Origin of the sequence: Rivularia sp. UHCC 0363 (assembly GCF_034931125.1) — a bacterium.
GTDB lineage: Bacteria > Cyanobacteriota > Cyanobacteriia > Cyanobacteriales > Nostocaceae > Rivularia.
In genome coordinates, this window is sequence record NZ_JAYGHM010000050.1 from 49,612 (window position 1) to 63,821 (window position 14,210).

Below are 14,210 nucleotides of genomic sequence, written 5' to 3' on the forward strand. Positions count from 1 at the left end.
CTACGGCTCGTCCGGCGGGCGGCTGGGCAGCTCAACCGTAAAGCGGGTGAGTCCAGCGTAGCTCTCGACGCGCAGCTGGCCTGCTAGCCGCTCGACCAGCCCTTTGGCCAGGGATAGCCCCAGTCCAGTGCCGCCCTGCTGCCAGCGATCATGGCCAGAGATGCGGTAGAACTTGTCGAAGATGCGGCTTTGCTCGGCGGCTGGAATTTCGATGCCGCTGTTGGTAACGCTGAACAAGAAAACAGGCGGGCGAACTGCTGCCGAGGCTTTGAGCAGCCGCGCCGAGAAAATAATCCGCTCTTCGGCGGGCGTATACTTGCAGGCGTTGTTGAGCAGCTCGCTTAGAATCCGCTCTAGATTGCCCAGATCAGTAGTCAGCGGCGGCAAGTAGGTAGCCAGATCAATCTGAAACTGCTGCTGCTGGAGCTTGGCTCGCTCGGCAAAAGGCTCGATAATGGGGGGCAGCCAAAACACAGGGTTGGTGGTGCTGATCACCAGGGGATCTATGCCGGCTTCTAGTCGGGACAGATCTAGCAGATCGTTGATCAGCGTGATCTCATGGGCTGTCTCATCTTTGAGGATCTTGAGGTAGCGCTGAAGCGGCGCGAACTGGGCGGGATCGATTTGCTCCAGGTTCATTTCCAGCAGCTGCACCGCCATTTTAATATTCGACATTGGCGTTCGCAGCTCGTGCGAGACGGTGCTGAGGAAGTCGTCTTTGCGCTGGTGCAGCTGCTCTAGCGCCTCAACCTGGGCTTGGGTCTGCTGATGCAGCTGAGCCTGCCGCAGAGCAATGGCGCACTGTTCGGCAACTTGCTGCACCAGCCGCAGTTCTGCTGGGCTAAAGCTCTGCGTTCTGGGCTTGAATAGCCACAGATCGCCCAGTACAGCCTCGGCATCTTGAATAGGACAGGCCAGACAGACCATCTGCGAGCGGGTAGGGCGTCCTCGGTGCAGCTCCAGCCGACAAAATTGAGCCGACTGACGCTGCAGCAGCTGCTGGTAGAGATGTAAGCTATCGAGCTGAACGGTCTGGTCAAGCGGCACCGGGATCTCAGAGCGGAGACATTCGTAGCGCAGGGTTGAACTGCCTGCTTTGAGATCGTAGAGCGCCAGGTTACAGCCTTTGACATTCAGCCCCACTGCCAGCTCTCGAACTACCGTCTGCAAAACCTGGTCTGGGTCGAGGCTGCTGTGCAGTCGCTCTATAATCTGACGCAGCAAGATTTCAAAGCTAAGCGCCTGCTGAAGTTGAGCTTCTGACTTCTGGGCTTCTGGCTTCTGGGCTTCTGGCCGCTGAGCGGTTGGGCTAGACGGCTCGCGATAGATTCCAGGCTGGGCAACGCAAGTATCTATGAGCTTGGGCAGAGGTGGCACGGCTCGAATCGAGGTGTTGCGACTGGGCTGCATGGGATCAGCAGTTTGAGAGGGCGATAATCATTCAGTTCTGCAGCTCTGTAGGTTAGCGATCTGGATGGATCTGACGAGATCGCTACCAGGATGATTGCAGGAGCTGAGATAGTCTTGAGGTGAAACAGTCTTGAGACAATTTGGCTTGAGACAAGTTGGATCGAGACTGTTTGCAGACCAATCTATTAAGCTAATTTATGAGCCAATTCATAGGCCGCGCTTCAGGTAGCTACGACAAGATGAGCTAAGTCAGCCTATAAGTCAGCCCATGCGATGAGTAGCCTACAGAATAGGCCGTTCACAAGACAGGTACTAGGACAAATACCACAGACCGCAGGCTGCACCAGATTCTCCATTTAATGTATAGCTTAACTGGACTAGCACCAAATTTTACTCAGCCAACCAGCGTACTTACGGAAACTACAGAAATTTGAGATATCAGCCTAGCTGGCAAGCTTGCTGGCCTACTAGAAAATACGGACAGAGTTTCAAGGGAAATGGTAGGGTGAGAAAACTGAGGTGAGGCGCACCCAGATGACGAGCGGAGGCAAACTATGGATATTAGCGGAGCATGGCTGGGCACCTACTGGCAAGGCGACAGCCCCACTCGATTTGAAGCAACGCTCGTGCTGGGTGACAACCGTCTCAGCGGCAGCATTCTAGATGACAATGCGCTAGGCGAGGCCCGCATCAGCGGCGAGGTGATTGGCCGCAGCATTCGGTTTACTAAGCGCTATCTCACCTCATCTCCCATGCCGATTGACTATGTTGGCACCATCTCCGAAGATGCCAACTCGATGTCGGGTAGCTGGCAGATTGACCAAAAGCACTCTGGCCGCTGGGAGGCTCACCGCTCCAACCAAGATCTGATGGCTGAGCTGCGCAACCGGATCGCTCAGAAAGTGCCGGCTGGCGTGAGTCAATCAGCTGTTAATCAGCTCTAATAGCCCGAAGGCAAGAGGATCTGCCATGCATCTCTTAATTCCCGCAGCTGGCTCAGGCCGACGAATGGGCAGCGACCGTAACAAGCTGCTGCTGCCGCTGCTCGGTCAGCCCGTGATTGCCTGGACGCTGCAGGCTGCGGCTCAGTCTGAGGCCATAGACTGGATCGGCATTGTAGGCCAGCCCCAGGACTGGCAGGACTTCCAGCAGATTCTGTCCCAGCTAAATCTGAGTCAGCCCGTCGCATTTATCCAGGGTGGCGCCACCCGACAGGCTTCGGTTTACTGCGGACTACAGGGATTGCCTGTGGCGGCTGAGCGAGTTCTGATTCATGACGGCGCGCGCTGTCTGGCCACGCCCGACCTGTTTGACCGCTGTGCGGCGGCGCTGCAGGACAGTCTGGGGCTGGTGGCGGCGGTTCCTGTCAAAGACACGATCAAGCTAGTGGGGGCGGATGGTCTGGTTGCCAGTACGCCAGACCGCAGCCAGCTCTGGGCAGCTCAGACGCCGCAAGGCTTTGAGGTGAACACTCTGAAGCAGTGCCATCAGCAGGGGTTGCAGCAAGGTTGGGAAGTCACAGATGATGCGGCTTTGTTTGAAAAAGCGGAGCTGCCTGTGCGCTTGGTGTTGGGTGAAGAGACCAACCTCAAGGTCACAACTCCAATGGATTTGACGATTGCCGCCTTTATTTTGCAGCATCGCTAGAGCCAGTCAAGCCCTAACCCTGCTAGCGAGTGAGAAAAACTTATCTTTGGCAGAGATTTGGCAGAGATTTGGCAGAGATTTGCCTGGCGAATCTTGTCAGAACTATCCGTGATATCATCTAGAGCCCATCTTTAGCGATACATTGGGCCAGTACCGATATCACGCTGCTCGGCTGAGTTCTTGAAACGGCTCAAAACCAAAAAAAACCCTCAAACAAAACTTGCTTGAGGGCTGGAGTTCCTGAAAATCGTCACTAGGGCCTATAATCGCAAGCTGCTAAAAAGATTACAAGAGGGGTGACACCCATCACTTTATTATGAAGCCCAGATGAAGCTACCCCAGTATCGATCAATACCGTCATTCAATACCGTCAGCGAGGAAGCCGCGCGGCCAGCTTGCCGCTGGCTCAGGCTGTGGGCTCAGTCACAGCCGCAATGCCAGCCCGGTCTAAAATTTGCGGAATTAAGTCTTCGCGCTTCACCGCCATCAAATGGACGCCCTGACAGAGCTGACGCGCCAGCTGCACCTGTTCAGCCGCAATCTGTACGCCTTCGTCTAGCGGATTGGCAGCCCGCTCTAGTCGCTCAATTGTGTCCTGGGAGATCTGCACGCCCGGCACGTTGCGGTTGATGAACTGGGCGTTTTTAGCCGATTTGAGCAGAAAAATACCGGCCAAAACTGGCTTGCCGCTGCTGGCTGCAATTTGATCCATAAATTTTTCGAGCCGCTCAAAATCAGAAATGAGCTGGCTTTGAAAAAACTGCGCTCCGGCCTCTAGCTTGCGCTCAAACCGCCGCTGTAGTCCCGACCAGCTCTTGCACTGCGGATCGATGGCGCCGCCCACCAGCAGCGAAGTTGCACCGTCAGGCAGAGGCCGGTCGTTGAAGTCTAGGCCGCGATTCAGCTTGTCAATCAGCCGCAGCAGCCGCACTGACTCTAGGTCAAAAACGCTGCGAGCCGTGGGGTGATCGCCCGCTTTGATTGGGTCGCCTGTCAGCGCCAGAATATTGCGAACGCCCAAAGCCTCAGCGCCCATCAGGTCGGCCTGTAGACCAATGGCGTTGCGATCTCGGCAGGCCATCTGGCAAATTGGCTCTAGCCCCTGCTGCTGCAACAGCACCGAAGCGGCCAGCGACGACATGCGCAACACGGCGCGGCTGCCATCGGTGATATTGATCGCATGGACACGCCCTTTTAGCAGCGCTGCCATTTCTAGCATATGGGCCGGGTTGCCGCCTTTGGGAGGCATCACCTCTGCTGTAATCAAAAACTCTTGAGCTTGAATCGCCTGGCGAAATCGACCGGCGGACGGGGGCAAATCAGGTGAAAGGCGGTTAGACATAGCAAAAGCTCTGTTGAGAAGCAGGGTATTAGATCGAGACTTGGAGTATTAAGACTTAGAACAGCAGCCTAGCAAGGTCGATCGCTTTCTGGCAGTTGAAACTAGCAATCTTGTTAAAAGAATCAAGCTTTTGCATTGTTTTGACCCCTGCTAGGTGTTCAAGGTTGCTGAAGGTTAAGCTCAAGGTTGAGCCATGAGTTTTGATGAGCTAGAAAAATCATGAAGCGGAGCGCCCTTGACAGTCTGCCTGAAGAATCAGTCTCTCATAATCCGGCAATCAAAAAAAAGGTGATGCTGCGTCTGGGCGATTTGCCGCACCTGACCAACTTCTCGCAAGCGCGGTTTGCTCCCGGCCAGAGCGCTGCTGCTCATGCTCATCGCGATATGTGCGAGGTGTTCTTTGTCGAATCGGGGCAGGGCCGAATCTTAATCAACGGTCAGGACTATCCGCTGCTGCCGGGCTGCTGTGTGGCGGTCGAGGCCCAAGAAGTGCATGAGGTGCAGAATACGGGGAGCGATGAGCTGGTGCTGACCTATTTTGGGCTGCGGGTGGCGGATCAGGGCAGCCTGTAGCTCGCGACTCTGAGGCTGAGACGGCCAGTTTGGGGATTCTGCTTGAAGATAAACGCGCCAGACTGCTGTTCGTGGCTCGCCAGAAAATCGATCTGCTGTTCGCCACTTTCCAAGATCTGATCTCCACTCTGATCTCCATTCGCCTGCCGCAGCTCACCGACGACCTGCACCGACTCGGCTGTACCGCCGCCTATATTTTCCACAGTAAACGGAATATAGAACTGCCCTCCCGATACCCGCATTGTCTCAGCCTGGACGCTCAAAATGGGCGGTTCGCGACTCTGCGTGATCCAGCTCAGCAGCACTAGCCCTACCAGCACTGCCACAATCAAGGCTGAAATTGCCAAGGTAATCCATTCCGCCGGGATTTTGAAAGGACGACGCGATCTGCGACCTGTGCTCATAGATGTGGAATTAAACTTTACTTGAGGTAATTCAAACAGCCAGTCGTCCTGCGGCTCCACCCACGGCTGCGGGCAAGCCCAGAATCAACGTTTGCGCCAGCCAGCTCGTCCAGGGATCGGCAAAGCTGAGGCGCTGAAAAAACCAGAGCATGGCGGCAGCGGCTCCCAGCGACAGCAGATAGGCCAGCCCGGTTTCCACAAACGGATTTTGAAACAGCCCCTCGGTTTGCAGTCGCCGCGCCTGGGTTGTGAAGTTGGCAGCAAACACAATGCTATAGGAAATCAGCAGCGAGGTGGCAATGATGGCCAGCAGCCAGGCGGGTGAAGTCGCAGCAGCCAGCATCGGTACTTCGTCGGTTGGGGCAATGTTAAAGGCGATGAAGATAGCGCCAATTAGCGTTGCGCCAATATCGGCTAGCGTGGCGTTGTAGTTATCTTGGGCAGAGCCGTCTGAATCTGCATCGTCTCCTTCCCGACCGCCCTGCATAATTGAGCGCGCGAGCGCCACGCCCAGCGCAAACGGCACGCCTTCCAAGACAATTTTGCCCAGCGCCTCGTTCAGCGGCGTTTGGAGCGTGATCTGCCGGAGCAGCAGCAGCAGCAGCAACGTACAAAAAACGCCGAGGGCTAGAGCTTCAACGCTATCCATCGCCGCCTGCCAAAATTGATCGAGTTTGAGCTGCCGGAATCCGCCAGTTCGGTTGAGCAGAAACAGAATAACGAAAGTGACAGCCAAAATTATCAGCATCAAGGACGGCTCAAGATAAGAGCCGATCCACCAGACTTCCATGGTGTAAAGCAGCGGCACGCCAAACAAAAAGCCGCCCGACATGCCGCGCACTAGCTCGGCGATTTCTTGCTGCCACTGGCGCTGGTTCGGTAGGCTAATCGGTCTCATTTAAGTAAGCTCTAGGCTCATCTAGAGGCTGATCCAGTCTCGCCAAATTTGGGGCAGCGAGAAACTGCCGAAAGTCAGATCTCAGCTAGATCTTTGGGCCAGACTAGATTCACCAGATCGAGCTAGACGATATTAAAATCGTGGCTGCCTAAATGCCGGGTTTCTGGAAAGCCTGCCGCTAAATCTTCCCAGAAATCCTGCTGCAGAATCTCTGGATAAACTACTAAATCGGGCAGCTCGGATCGAGAAATCCAGCGGCTTTCCTGAATCATCTCGGTGTCGGGTTCGGTGGGCGGCTGATGAGCCAGCGTAAGTTCGCCTGAATAGGCATCCGCCACTAAAAATAGCTCTAGATGCTGCACGCCTAGCTGCAGATCGCGGCATTCTCGAATGTAGGCGATCCGGCTACAGGTGGCTAATAGCCCCGTTTCTTCAAAAACTTCACGCTGAGCGCAGTCAAAAATCGTCTGATCAAAGCTCTCTAGCTTGCCGCCCGGCGGAATCCACCAGAGCCTGCCTGTCTGCGGCGTTTTGTGACAGACTAGCAAAATAGATTCGCCCTGAGTGATCAGCGCTGCTGCTCGAATTCGATGTTGCATAGGGTTCTCAGAAGCCTGAAGCTAAAGCTGCTTCACCACGGTACGCCAAATCTGTACGCAATCTGTGCGCAAGAGTACGCCAAACCTGTTTGTCAAAACAATGCTCAAGCTTTACGCACTGCTGCTAATGATCGGCCTCTGGCCCACTCCAGCAGCAGCACAGTCTGTCTCGCAGCCTTCCAGCCAGCCAGAAGCTGCTCCGCCCGCTTTTGACTTGAATACAGCAGGCATTTGCTGGCTCTATAATCTGTCTGGCTATCTGGCGCTGGATACGGTAGGAGAAGTCGTGCCCCTCCAGCCTTACTGCCAGCAGCAGCGCAACTGGGCTTGGTACAATTCTGCTCCGTTTTGGCAACAGTTTCGGCAGGTGGCAACGGTTGAAACGCTGCGCTACAGCCAGAGTCTCGATCCAGATGCTATCGAAGCTTATGGCCAAACCATTTGTCTGTTCTTCAAGGATGGCGGTAGCGCCGAGCAGCTCGCTGAAATTCAGTCTGATTCAACCTTTCCAGCCAAGTTTGAGCAAGCCGTCACCGTTGCTGCCCTCAACAGCCTGTGCCGGCAGTATCACCAGCTCTACAGGCTTTGATGGTGGTCGCCGCCGCAGAATTTACATTAGCGTGCGCTCTAGAGCTTCTGCGTCAGGGATACAGAGCAGATCGCGCTCTCGCTGAATTAGCCCTTTCTTCTCTAGCTTGCTGAGGACGCGAGTGACGGTTTCACGGGCTAGTCCGCTAAGGCTGCTCAGCTCTCGATGCGGCAGATTGGGAATTTCGATGCCCTGCTCGCCCGATTTGCCCTGCCCTTCTGCCAAAAACAGCAGGATATCGGCCACGCGGGAAACGCTGTCGGATTCGCGCAGCCGCAGCCGTCGGTTAACCTGGCGCAGCCGTCTGGCCATGAGTTGGGCTAGCCGCACGCCTGATTTGGGCTCGCTGTTGAGCAGCTGCACAAAGTCTTGGGCCGGCATATTACCGATTGCGGTGGGCACCAGCGTGATTACGTCAGTTGAGCGCGGCACTTCATCGAGCGCTGCCATTTCGCCAAACAGCTCGCCGCGACCCAAAATGTTCAGCGTTACTTCCTTGCCATCAAGATTATAGGTGCGAATCTTGACCCAGCCTTCCAAAATAAAATAGACCGAACTGCCCCAATCGTTTTCCAGCAGCAGCATCTGATTAGCAGGGTGATTGCGTACAACCACATGCGCTAGCGCCTGTTCAATGCTGGCTTCTGGCAAGCCCTCAAAGAACGCATTGGAGCGAATCAAAGCTGATTCTTTAGACTCACGATTTTGCCGATCTTGCATGAAACCATGCGATTGCGAAAGAGCGGGGCTAGAAGGTGGCAATGACTGAGAACGAGTCTGACCCATTGTCATACTGGTTTAAACCCGTAAGGGGCTCTCGTAAGGGGAGTATAGTCTTATTACAATTTGCTATGTGCTGACGCTTGACCAGAGCGCCGTAAAATTCTCGAAAAAATGTTCAACTAGTGAGGACTCAAGCGTAGCTAGTTTTTTCGAGCAAAAATTTACGTGGATTCACGACTGACTACAGAGATCAGGGCATCACGGATCAGGGATCAGGGTCTCAGCTATCATAGCTTAGAGACAGCTCAGAATTTGCATCAGCTAAGGCAATTTTGTAGTCAGCCTCACTCGCCGCCAATGCTGATACCAGTGCCGTAAACCTCGGCCCCGGTCAAGTTAATGGCTTCCAGCGTGGCGCCTGAGACATCAGCAAAATAGATCTTGGCATCTGTCAGATTCACTGCGGTCAGGTTGGCATTGGTCAAGATGGCGTTGGTCAAGAATGCCTCTGTTAGATTGGCCCCGGTTAGGTTTGCTCCTGTCAAATCTGCGCCTTCCAGGTTTGTGCCGCTCAGATTGGCACCCTGCAGGTTGGCGTCCCGCAGATCAGCGCCAATTAAATGCAGGTTGCTCAGGTTATCATTGCTCAGGTTGCAGCCCGCACAGGCTCGCGTCTCAACTAGCTGCTGTACCTCGGCCTGACCCGCTTGGGCAGGCATGCCCATCAGCATCGGCAGCAGGCTAGCTAGAGCGCTGGCTAATGTAAAAATATGAAGTTTCATGGTTTCCCCCAGATGACTTGCAGATGCAGCCAAGGCCACATCCGGCTAACTACAGCAGCCGACTGCGGGATTCCGGTAATCTTCAGCTTAAAAAGATTCCAGATCTGCTCAAGAGATCTGCTCAAGCGACGGGATCGGTCTGACCGACCGCATCTATCCTGCTTTCGACTACCCCCAGTCTACGCCTCAGCCCAGCGGTGCGCCTCACCCTGCTGGTGGAGTTGAGCGAAGACCACCTCTAACTCCATCTAAACAGCCTGCTGGATCAGCGGCAGCAGCGCCTCAATATAGTCAGGCCAACCGATGATGATCGCCTGCTGATGCGCCAAGTTGGCGGCGTCAATCACGTCAGGCGTGAAGCGCAGCGGCTCCCCTTCGAGATCGCAGCAGACCAAGCCCGCAGCTTTGGCCAGCGCTAGCGGGCCTGCCGTATCCCAGAGCTTGACGCGCCGGTTGAAGTAAACATAGAGGCCAGCCCCGCCCAGCAGCACCTGCATGACCTTGAGGCCGAAGCTGCCCACATAGCTAAACTGAGCGGCTGGAATCTGCCGCTTCAGAGCTGCTCCAAACCGCTGGCGATCTTTATGGCCAATTAAAATCGGGCAGAAGCTGGAGCTAGGTGGAGGCGGGGAAACGGGCTGTAGAACCGTCGGCGCGGCCTCTGCGGCAGCTTGATAGAGGCCGTCGAGTCCGCCATAGTAAAGCTGACGGGAAACGGGCGCATAGAGCCAGCCCAGCACCGGCTGATCGGCAATCGACAGACCGATCATAATCACATAGTCATCGCTGCCCTGGATAAAATCATCCGTGCCGTCGAGCGGGTCAATCAGCCAGAGTCGGCGGGAGGATCTGCCAAACGCCAGCCAGGAATCTGGGTTTTCCTCAGTGATGATTGGATCGTCTGGAAACAAAGCCGCCAGTCCAGCCGCAATCTGCTGATCGAGCGCCCGATCAACATCTGTTACATAGTCTTGCCTGCCCTTTTCATAGACCTGGAATGCTTGGCCTGACATTTGGCGAACCGTTTGGCCAGCGCTCTGAATGAGCCGACAGACAGCGCTAATCTGATCAGGAGAAAGGTGAGGCATGAGTAGAGGCCGCAAGCCGGCGATCCGAAAGGGCTAGAAGGCTAGAAGTTTTCGGTGATGTAGTGCAGAATGCCGCGCGCGATTCCCTGGGCCAGCAGCTCGCGATACTGCGGATCAGCAAGGCGGCGAGCATCCTCAGCGCCCGTCACAAACCCCAGCTCTACGAGAGTGGCAGGCATGTGGGTATGGTGCAGCACATAGAACCGCGCCTGCTTCACCCCGCGATTATTGGAGCCCGTTGCATCCAGCAGGCTTTCCTGGATCGTTTCGGACAGGACTTTGGCCGCACCAGTCGAATAATAGTAGGTTTCAATGCCGTTGACATCAGGCCGACTGAGGCTAATCGCGTTGGCGTGAACGCTAACAAACAGGTCAGCATCAGTGCGGTTGGCCAGGCTGACGCGCGGCTCTAGGTCAATTTCGCGCTCGTCCTGCCGGGTCATGACCACCTCAACGCCCTGATTTCTCAGAATCTCGGCCAGCTTCAGGCTCACGGGCAGGACAACATCCGTCTCGCGCAGGCCGCCAATGCCGACTGCGCCCGGATCGCGACCGCCATGCCCTGGGTCAATTGCCACTTTAATTCGCTGGCTGGCTACGTTGGGCAGCTGATCCAGCGGCGGCAGCGGACTGCGGCTAATCTGCCCTCGGCGCTGTGCCTGACCGGTCAGGTTGAGCGCTAGGCTGGAGCCACTCGCCGTCAGTTCGCCGAACTGGACGCCGGGAGCGGGCATCAGCGACAGCACAACGCTCGTACCCTGCTGTCTGGCCCGCAGGCTGAGTAAGGCGCCGCGCGGCTCAGGTCTGGGCGTCGTGAAGCCTCGAGCCAGCTCTGTCTCTGGCAGCGTGATCTGGTAGCTGGCGGTGGCCTGATCCCAGCCGCTGCTGTAGCCGCTCAGCGGTCGATCGCTGCGCAAAATTACCTGGCTGCCGCTCAGCTCAATCGCCTCCAGCGTCGCCGCTTCGACATAGGGAATGACGGCAACGGCAACGGCAGGCTGGTTGCGGCTAGCGCGACGCTGACTGCGGCTCTGGGGCTGCGGTTCAGGGAGCTGCACAGTCCAGCCGGTGCTGCTGGTGCCGCGCACGATTACCTGAGCGGGATCGATTGTGTAGTCATTGTCGAGCTCAATGATGATCTGAGCCAGATCGTCGTCCTCGCGACGGATCTGAATCTCGTCGATGGCGCCCGTTTCGTTTTGGCGCAGTCGGCGGCGCTCCAGGCTAGTATTGGGCAGCTCAATCACGATCCGAGCAGGATCGGTAAGAAACTGAACTCTGGGCTGAACGGGCTCATCGGTCTTGAAGCTAAGCTGGTTTTGAGCCCGATCAAACTGCCAGGATTGCAGCTTCGCCGCCTCGGCAGGCAGCACCAGCAGCATTGCGCCTATTAAACCACCGGCCAAACTAGTAACTAGACTGGCTGCTAGACTGGCTGCGAGATTGGGCCCGCCAGCAAATATTGAATCAACTTTCACGAGACAGGATTACTCCTACGGTCATTAGGGGAACTCACAGGGCGCTTCGGCCAGCAGATCTCTGCAGAAATACTGGCGCTTGTCCGCACTTAAGATACCAGAGAACGGCAGATAGATTGACGACTTAACAGAATCTTCTTGACATCCAGAAGCCCCAGCCTAGCGCAGCCTATAGAAGCCGACGACGGCAAAGATTAAAAACAGGCCGCCTCCCAGCAGTGTAATCATGCGTTCAGAAATGCGGCCACAGAGCATCCGGCCACAGGCGATCGCCAGCACAGCGCAGATCGCGTGACCCAAAATTGCGCCCAACGCCACCCCAACCGGCGGATTGGCAGCCGCCAGCGCAATCGTCGCAATCTGCGTTCGGTCACCCCATTCGCCCACGAACACCAGCCCAAAGGTTTCCATGATAATGCCCGGCTCGTGCCGCTTGGGAAGCTTGGCTTCAGCCGCAGTCACCACCTTCAGCGCCTCGACTTGCTCGGCCACAGCGGGCTGATCTGACATGCTCTGCGCCGCGTAGATCAGCTTCAGGCCAAAGCCCAAAAACAAAATCGCCTCAGCCCACTGGACGTAAACTGGCGGCAGCAGCATCGCCACCTGCCCCAACAGCACGGAGAGCAGGGTCATGGCAGCTAATGCCGAGATTGCCCCAATCAGCACGGGACGGTGCGGATGGCGCATCGCCAAAATAGCGGTAATAAAAAAAGTCTTGTCGCCCAGCTCTGAAACGGTAATCAGCAGCAGTCCGGCGGTGAAGGCAGTCAGCGTTGTTGGCATAGTCAAGCTCCAGCTCATAGAGGATCGCGATCCAATTTGAGCGAGCTTGATGAACCCATAAGACTCCACCAAGCTCACTCTGCGAAATCGCCGTGAACTCAGTGAAGGTCTCACTTCAAATCTAGACTGAACGTCTTGATCTGTTACTTAAGCCAGGTTCATCACCAGTATGTTGACTTAAGCGGCTAGATTACCCTTGCTTCTAAAACCTCTCTAAAACTCGTTCTAGAATCTCTGTGCAACCCGCAGCTACTCCCCTTCATTCAGCTCTAAATTTAGCTGCGGAGCGCGCGCCTTGTCAAATCTGCCTCAAGCTGAACCCGGCTCAGGTTGAGCCAGCACGCCGTTGAGGAAAATATCGGCCATGCCCTCGGCCATTTCCAGCATTGCCTGGGGCGAGCTGTCGCCGGCAGTAATCGTGTCGCGGCTGAAGCCGGCAATCGTGAACATGCCCAGAAAAATTTGGGCGACGATGCGGGGATTCATGCGGCGGTAGATGCCCTGATCCATCGCGGTTTCAAAAAAAGCTTCGGCGACATCGGTCATCTTGACGATCACCTCGCTCTGGATCTGCTCCGAGAGTTCGGGGTGAAACTGGGCTTCCATGAAGCAAACCCGCAGCAGATCGGCGTTTTGGTGCAGGTTGAGCATCCGCTTTCGCATCACCTGGGCAATGGCCTTGTAGCTGGCCATTTCGCTCAGCTCGGTCAGCAGATCAGTCAAAATGTCAATCCAGCCCTGCGTGGCCACGGCTACTAGAATCGCCTTTTTGTTTTCAAAATAGCGAAACAGCGTCCCTTCCGCGACGCCAGCCTCCTGAGCCAGATCGCGAGTCGTCGTGCCGTTATAGCCGCGCCTGGCAAACAGCTTTTGGGCGGCTTTCAAAATGCGGGTCTGAGTTTCTGCTTCGGTGGGAGGTGGGGCGGAAAAAAGGCGCATGGCAACCGCTAGTTCTATCTGCCTATCTTAGCGGTACTCAGCGCTAAGCGATAGAGTGCCCTTGAAATCTCTCAAAACCTCGGACGGAATGTAAAGCAAGATACGAGAGCTTACAATAGAGCTGTGCCAGTCTGAAGCACTCATCTAGAAGGCTTATGTCAATCCAATTCCGGTTTCATCTGGAGAAAGCTATTGAAGCCGCAGCGGTACTCTTAAAGCTGCACGGTAAGCCTATGAAATATTTAACGTGAGTTCGGGTTAAGCAGCCTGGAGCAAATGGTGGTCAATCGCGATAGAGGGCTTCTTCGGCTGGTGACAATAGGCAATGAGGCCGCAGACCACATTTACCAGACAGTTGACTGGGGAACGATGGCGAGAGTGTTCAATCTGTGAAATGTTCTTGAGCTGGTCAATCACTGTTTCCACAATGGCTCGCTTACGAAGCATCAAACGGTTGCTCAACGCCATCAAGCGCTGTTTCATGTTGCGTCTGAGTTTGGTAATCAGTTGTACCCCGGTCGTCTGCAACAATTGCTGTGCCAGCTTCTGCGAGACATAGCAATTGTCCGCAAACACTTTGCCAATGAGTCGTTGCAGCAGATTGGGAACGGGCTTACGGTCGTCAATATTCCCCGGAGTTAGAGTGAAGTTGAGCAGTTCGCCTTGGTCATTGACCACCAGATGCAGCTTAAAGCCAAAGAACCAGTCCACCGAGGTTTTGCCCCTCGCCACCAGGTTCTTGAACACCTTGTGCTGATGAATGCGGCGGTTGTGGCAGACTTTCAGGCTGGTCGAATCGAGGAAACTGATGCCAGTGCAACGGCCAAAACAGGAGCGCAGATAGGCACACAACGGCAGCAAGGTGCTGGGAATCCACTCCACAAAGCGTCCATAGCTGACCAAGCTTGGAAAAGCGCTCCGCCACTGGCGTTGGACTTTGTCGAGGTAGTCTCAG

The 14,210-nt window shown here is 55.5% G+C and carries 15 protein-coding genes and 1 pseudogene; 4 read left to right on the plus strand and 12 right to left on the minus strand.

Going from position 1 to position 14,210, the window contains the following annotated elements:
• Nucleotides 1–1,410: a GAF domain-containing sensor histidine kinase gene (locus tag VB797_RS24275; RefSeq protein WP_323240313.1), complete on the minus strand. Its 1,410-nt coding sequence runs from the start codon at nucleotides 1,408–1,410 to the stop codon at nucleotides 1–3.
• 554 nt (nucleotides 1,411–1,964) lie between these two features.
• On the opposite strand from VB797_RS24275, the gene VB797_RS24280 reads away from it, so the two are divergent.
• Both VB797_RS24280 and ispD read left to right on the plus strand, forming a co-directional pair.
• Nucleotides 1,965–2,354 (plus strand): hypothetical protein, encoded by a 390-nt coding sequence (locus VB797_RS24280; RefSeq protein WP_323240314.1) that lies wholly within the window; start codon nucleotides 1,965–1,967, stop codon nucleotides 2,352–2,354.
• Between the two features lie 25 nt (nucleotides 2,355–2,379).
• Nucleotides 2,380–3,057, plus strand: coding sequence for a 2-C-methyl-D-erythritol 4-phosphate cytidylyltransferase (ispD, locus tag VB797_RS24285; RefSeq protein ID WP_323240315.1), 678 nt, complete (start codon nucleotides 2,380–2,382; stop codon nucleotides 3,055–3,057).
• Nucleotides 3,058–3,463: 406 nt separating this feature from the next.
• Here the strand turns inward: ispD and VB797_RS24290 are convergent, their stop codons facing one another.
• On the minus strand, nucleotides 3,464–4,399 hold the full coding sequence (locus VB797_RS24290) for a methylenetetrahydrofolate reductase (RefSeq protein ID WP_323240316.1): 936 nt from the start codon (nucleotides 4,397–4,399) through the stop codon (nucleotides 3,464–3,466).
• A gap of 219 nt (nucleotides 4,400–4,618) precedes the next feature.
• Here VB797_RS24290 and VB797_RS24295 point away from each other — a divergent pair, with 219 nt between their 5' ends.
• Nucleotides 4,619–4,972: a cupin domain-containing protein gene (locus VB797_RS24295; RefSeq protein WP_323240317.1), complete on the plus strand. Its 354-nt coding sequence runs from the start codon at nucleotides 4,619–4,621 to the stop codon at nucleotides 4,970–4,972.
• On the opposite strand, the gene VB797_RS24300 is transcribed toward VB797_RS24295, so the two are convergent.
• The 3 genes from VB797_RS24300 to VB797_RS24310 form a co-directional block, all read right to left on the minus strand.
• Nucleotides 4,957–5,319: a TIGR02588 family protein gene (locus VB797_RS24300; protein ID WP_323240318.1), complete on the minus strand. Its 363-nt coding sequence runs from the start codon at nucleotides 5,317–5,319 to the stop codon at nucleotides 4,957–4,959. The two genes, VB797_RS24295 and VB797_RS24300, sit on opposite strands and share 16 nt — an antisense overlap.
• Before the next feature lie 88 nt (nucleotides 5,320–5,407).
• Complete coding sequence (locus VB797_RS24305) at nucleotides 5,408–6,274, minus strand: TIGR02587 family membrane protein (protein WP_323240319.1); 867 nt, start codon at nucleotides 6,272–6,274, stop codon at nucleotides 5,408–5,410.
• A gap of 122 nt (nucleotides 6,275–6,396) precedes the next feature.
• Entirely contained in the window at nucleotides 6,397–6,873 is a 477-nt protein-coding gene (locus tag VB797_RS24310; RefSeq protein WP_323240320.1) for an NUDIX hydrolase, read from the minus strand.
• A gap of 64 nt (nucleotides 6,874–6,937) precedes the next feature.
• Between VB797_RS24310 and VB797_RS24315 the strand changes: the two genes are divergently transcribed.
• Nucleotides 6,938–7,462 carry a hypothetical protein gene (locus VB797_RS24315; protein ID WP_323240321.1) on the plus strand — a complete coding sequence of 175 codons (525 nt, stop codon included), beginning with the start codon at nucleotides 6,938–6,940 and terminating at the stop codon, nucleotides 7,460–7,462.
• Nucleotides 7,463–7,483: 21 nt separating this feature from the next.
• Here the strand turns inward: VB797_RS24315 and VB797_RS24320 are convergent, their stop codons facing one another.
• The 7 genes and pseudogenes from VB797_RS24320 to VB797_RS24350 form a co-directional block, all read right to left on the minus strand.
• Entirely contained in the window at nucleotides 7,484–8,182 is a 699-nt protein-coding gene (locus tag VB797_RS24320) for a Crp/Fnr family transcriptional regulator (protein WP_323240322.1), read from the minus strand.
• 347 nt (nucleotides 8,183–8,529) lie between these two features.
• Entirely contained in the window at nucleotides 8,530–8,967 is a 438-nt protein-coding gene (locus tag VB797_RS24325) for a pentapeptide repeat-containing protein (protein ID WP_416350929.1), read from the minus strand.
• 248 nt (nucleotides 8,968–9,215) lie between these two features.
• On the minus strand, nucleotides 9,216–10,055 hold the full coding sequence (locus tag VB797_RS24330) for a 3'(2'),5'-bisphosphate nucleotidase CysQ family protein (protein WP_323240323.1): 840 nt from the start codon (nucleotides 10,053–10,055) through the stop codon (nucleotides 9,216–9,218).
• Between the two features lie 41 nt (nucleotides 10,056–10,096).
• The gene (locus tag VB797_RS24335) at nucleotides 10,097–11,437 is read right to left on the minus strand and encodes an N-acetylmuramoyl-L-alanine amidase (RefSeq protein ID WP_323240324.1); all 1,341 of its coding nucleotides are present in this window, start codon (nucleotides 11,435–11,437) and stop codon (nucleotides 10,097–10,099) included.
• A 255-nt stretch (nucleotides 11,438–11,692) separates the two neighbouring features.
• Nucleotides 11,693–12,316, minus strand: coding sequence for a TMEM165/GDT1 family protein (locus VB797_RS24340; RefSeq protein ID WP_323240325.1), 624 nt, complete (start codon nucleotides 12,314–12,316; stop codon nucleotides 11,693–11,695).
• A 309-nt stretch (nucleotides 12,317–12,625) separates the two neighbouring features.
• On the minus strand, nucleotides 12,626–13,255 hold the full coding sequence (locus tag VB797_RS24345) for a TetR/AcrR family transcriptional regulator (RefSeq protein WP_323240326.1): 630 nt from the start codon (nucleotides 13,253–13,255) through the stop codon (nucleotides 12,626–12,628).
• Nucleotides 13,256–13,513: 258 nt separating this feature from the next.
• Nucleotides 13,514–14,203: pseudogene (locus tag VB797_RS24350) on the minus strand (IS982 family transposase); the annotation flags it as partial.
• Between the last annotated feature and the right edge of the window lie 7 nt (nucleotides 14,204–14,210).

Excerpts from the sequence above, each read along its gene's own strand:
- VB797_RS24330 (WP_323240323.1), bottom strand. The coding sequence starts at position 10,055 with ATGCCTCACCTTTCTCCTGATCAGATTAGCGCTGTCTGTCGGCTCATT.
- VB797_RS24290 (WP_323240316.1), bottom strand. The coding sequence starts at position 4,399 with ATGTCTAACCGCCTTTCACCTGATTTGCCCCCGTCCGCCGGTCGATTT.
- VB797_RS24275 (WP_323240313.1), bottom strand. The coding sequence starts at position 1,410 with ATGCAGCCCAGTCGCAACACCTCGATTCGAGCCGTGCCACCTCTGCCC.
- VB797_RS24280 (WP_323240314.1), top strand. The coding sequence starts at position 1,965 with ATGGATATTAGCGGAGCATGGCTGGGCACCTACTGGCAAGGCGACAGC.
- VB797_RS24325 (WP_416350929.1), bottom strand. The coding sequence starts at position 8,967 with ATGAAACTTCATATTTTTACATTAGCCAGCGCTCTAGCTAGCCTGCTG.
- ispD (WP_323240315.1), top strand. The coding sequence starts at position 2,380 with ATGCATCTCTTAATTCCCGCAGCTGGCTCAGGCCGACGAATGGGCAGC.
- VB797_RS24320 (WP_323240322.1), bottom strand. The coding sequence starts at position 8,182 with ATGCAAGATCGGCAAAATCGTGAGTCTAAAGAATCAGCTTTGATTCGC.
- VB797_RS24345 (WP_323240326.1), bottom strand. The coding sequence starts at position 13,255 with ATGCGCCTTTTTTCCGCCCCACCTCCCACCGAAGCAGAAACTCAGACC.
- VB797_RS24310 (WP_323240320.1), bottom strand. The coding sequence starts at position 6,873 with ATGCAACATCGAATTCGAGCAGCAGCGCTGATCACTCAGGGCGAATCT.
- VB797_RS24295 (WP_323240317.1), top strand. The coding sequence starts at position 4,619 with ATGAAGCGGAGCGCCCTTGACAGTCTGCCTGAAGAATCAGTCTCTCAT.
- VB797_RS24305 (WP_323240319.1), bottom strand. The coding sequence starts at position 6,274 with ATGAGACCGATTAGCCTACCGAACCAGCGCCAGTGGCAGCAAGAAATC.
- VB797_RS24335 (WP_323240324.1), bottom strand. The coding sequence starts at position 11,437 with ATGCTGCTGGTGCTGCCTGCCGAGGCGGCGAAGCTGCAATCCTGGCAG.
- VB797_RS24340 (WP_323240325.1), bottom strand. The coding sequence starts at position 12,316 with ATGCCAACAACGCTGACTGCCTTCACCGCCGGACTGCTGCTGATTACC.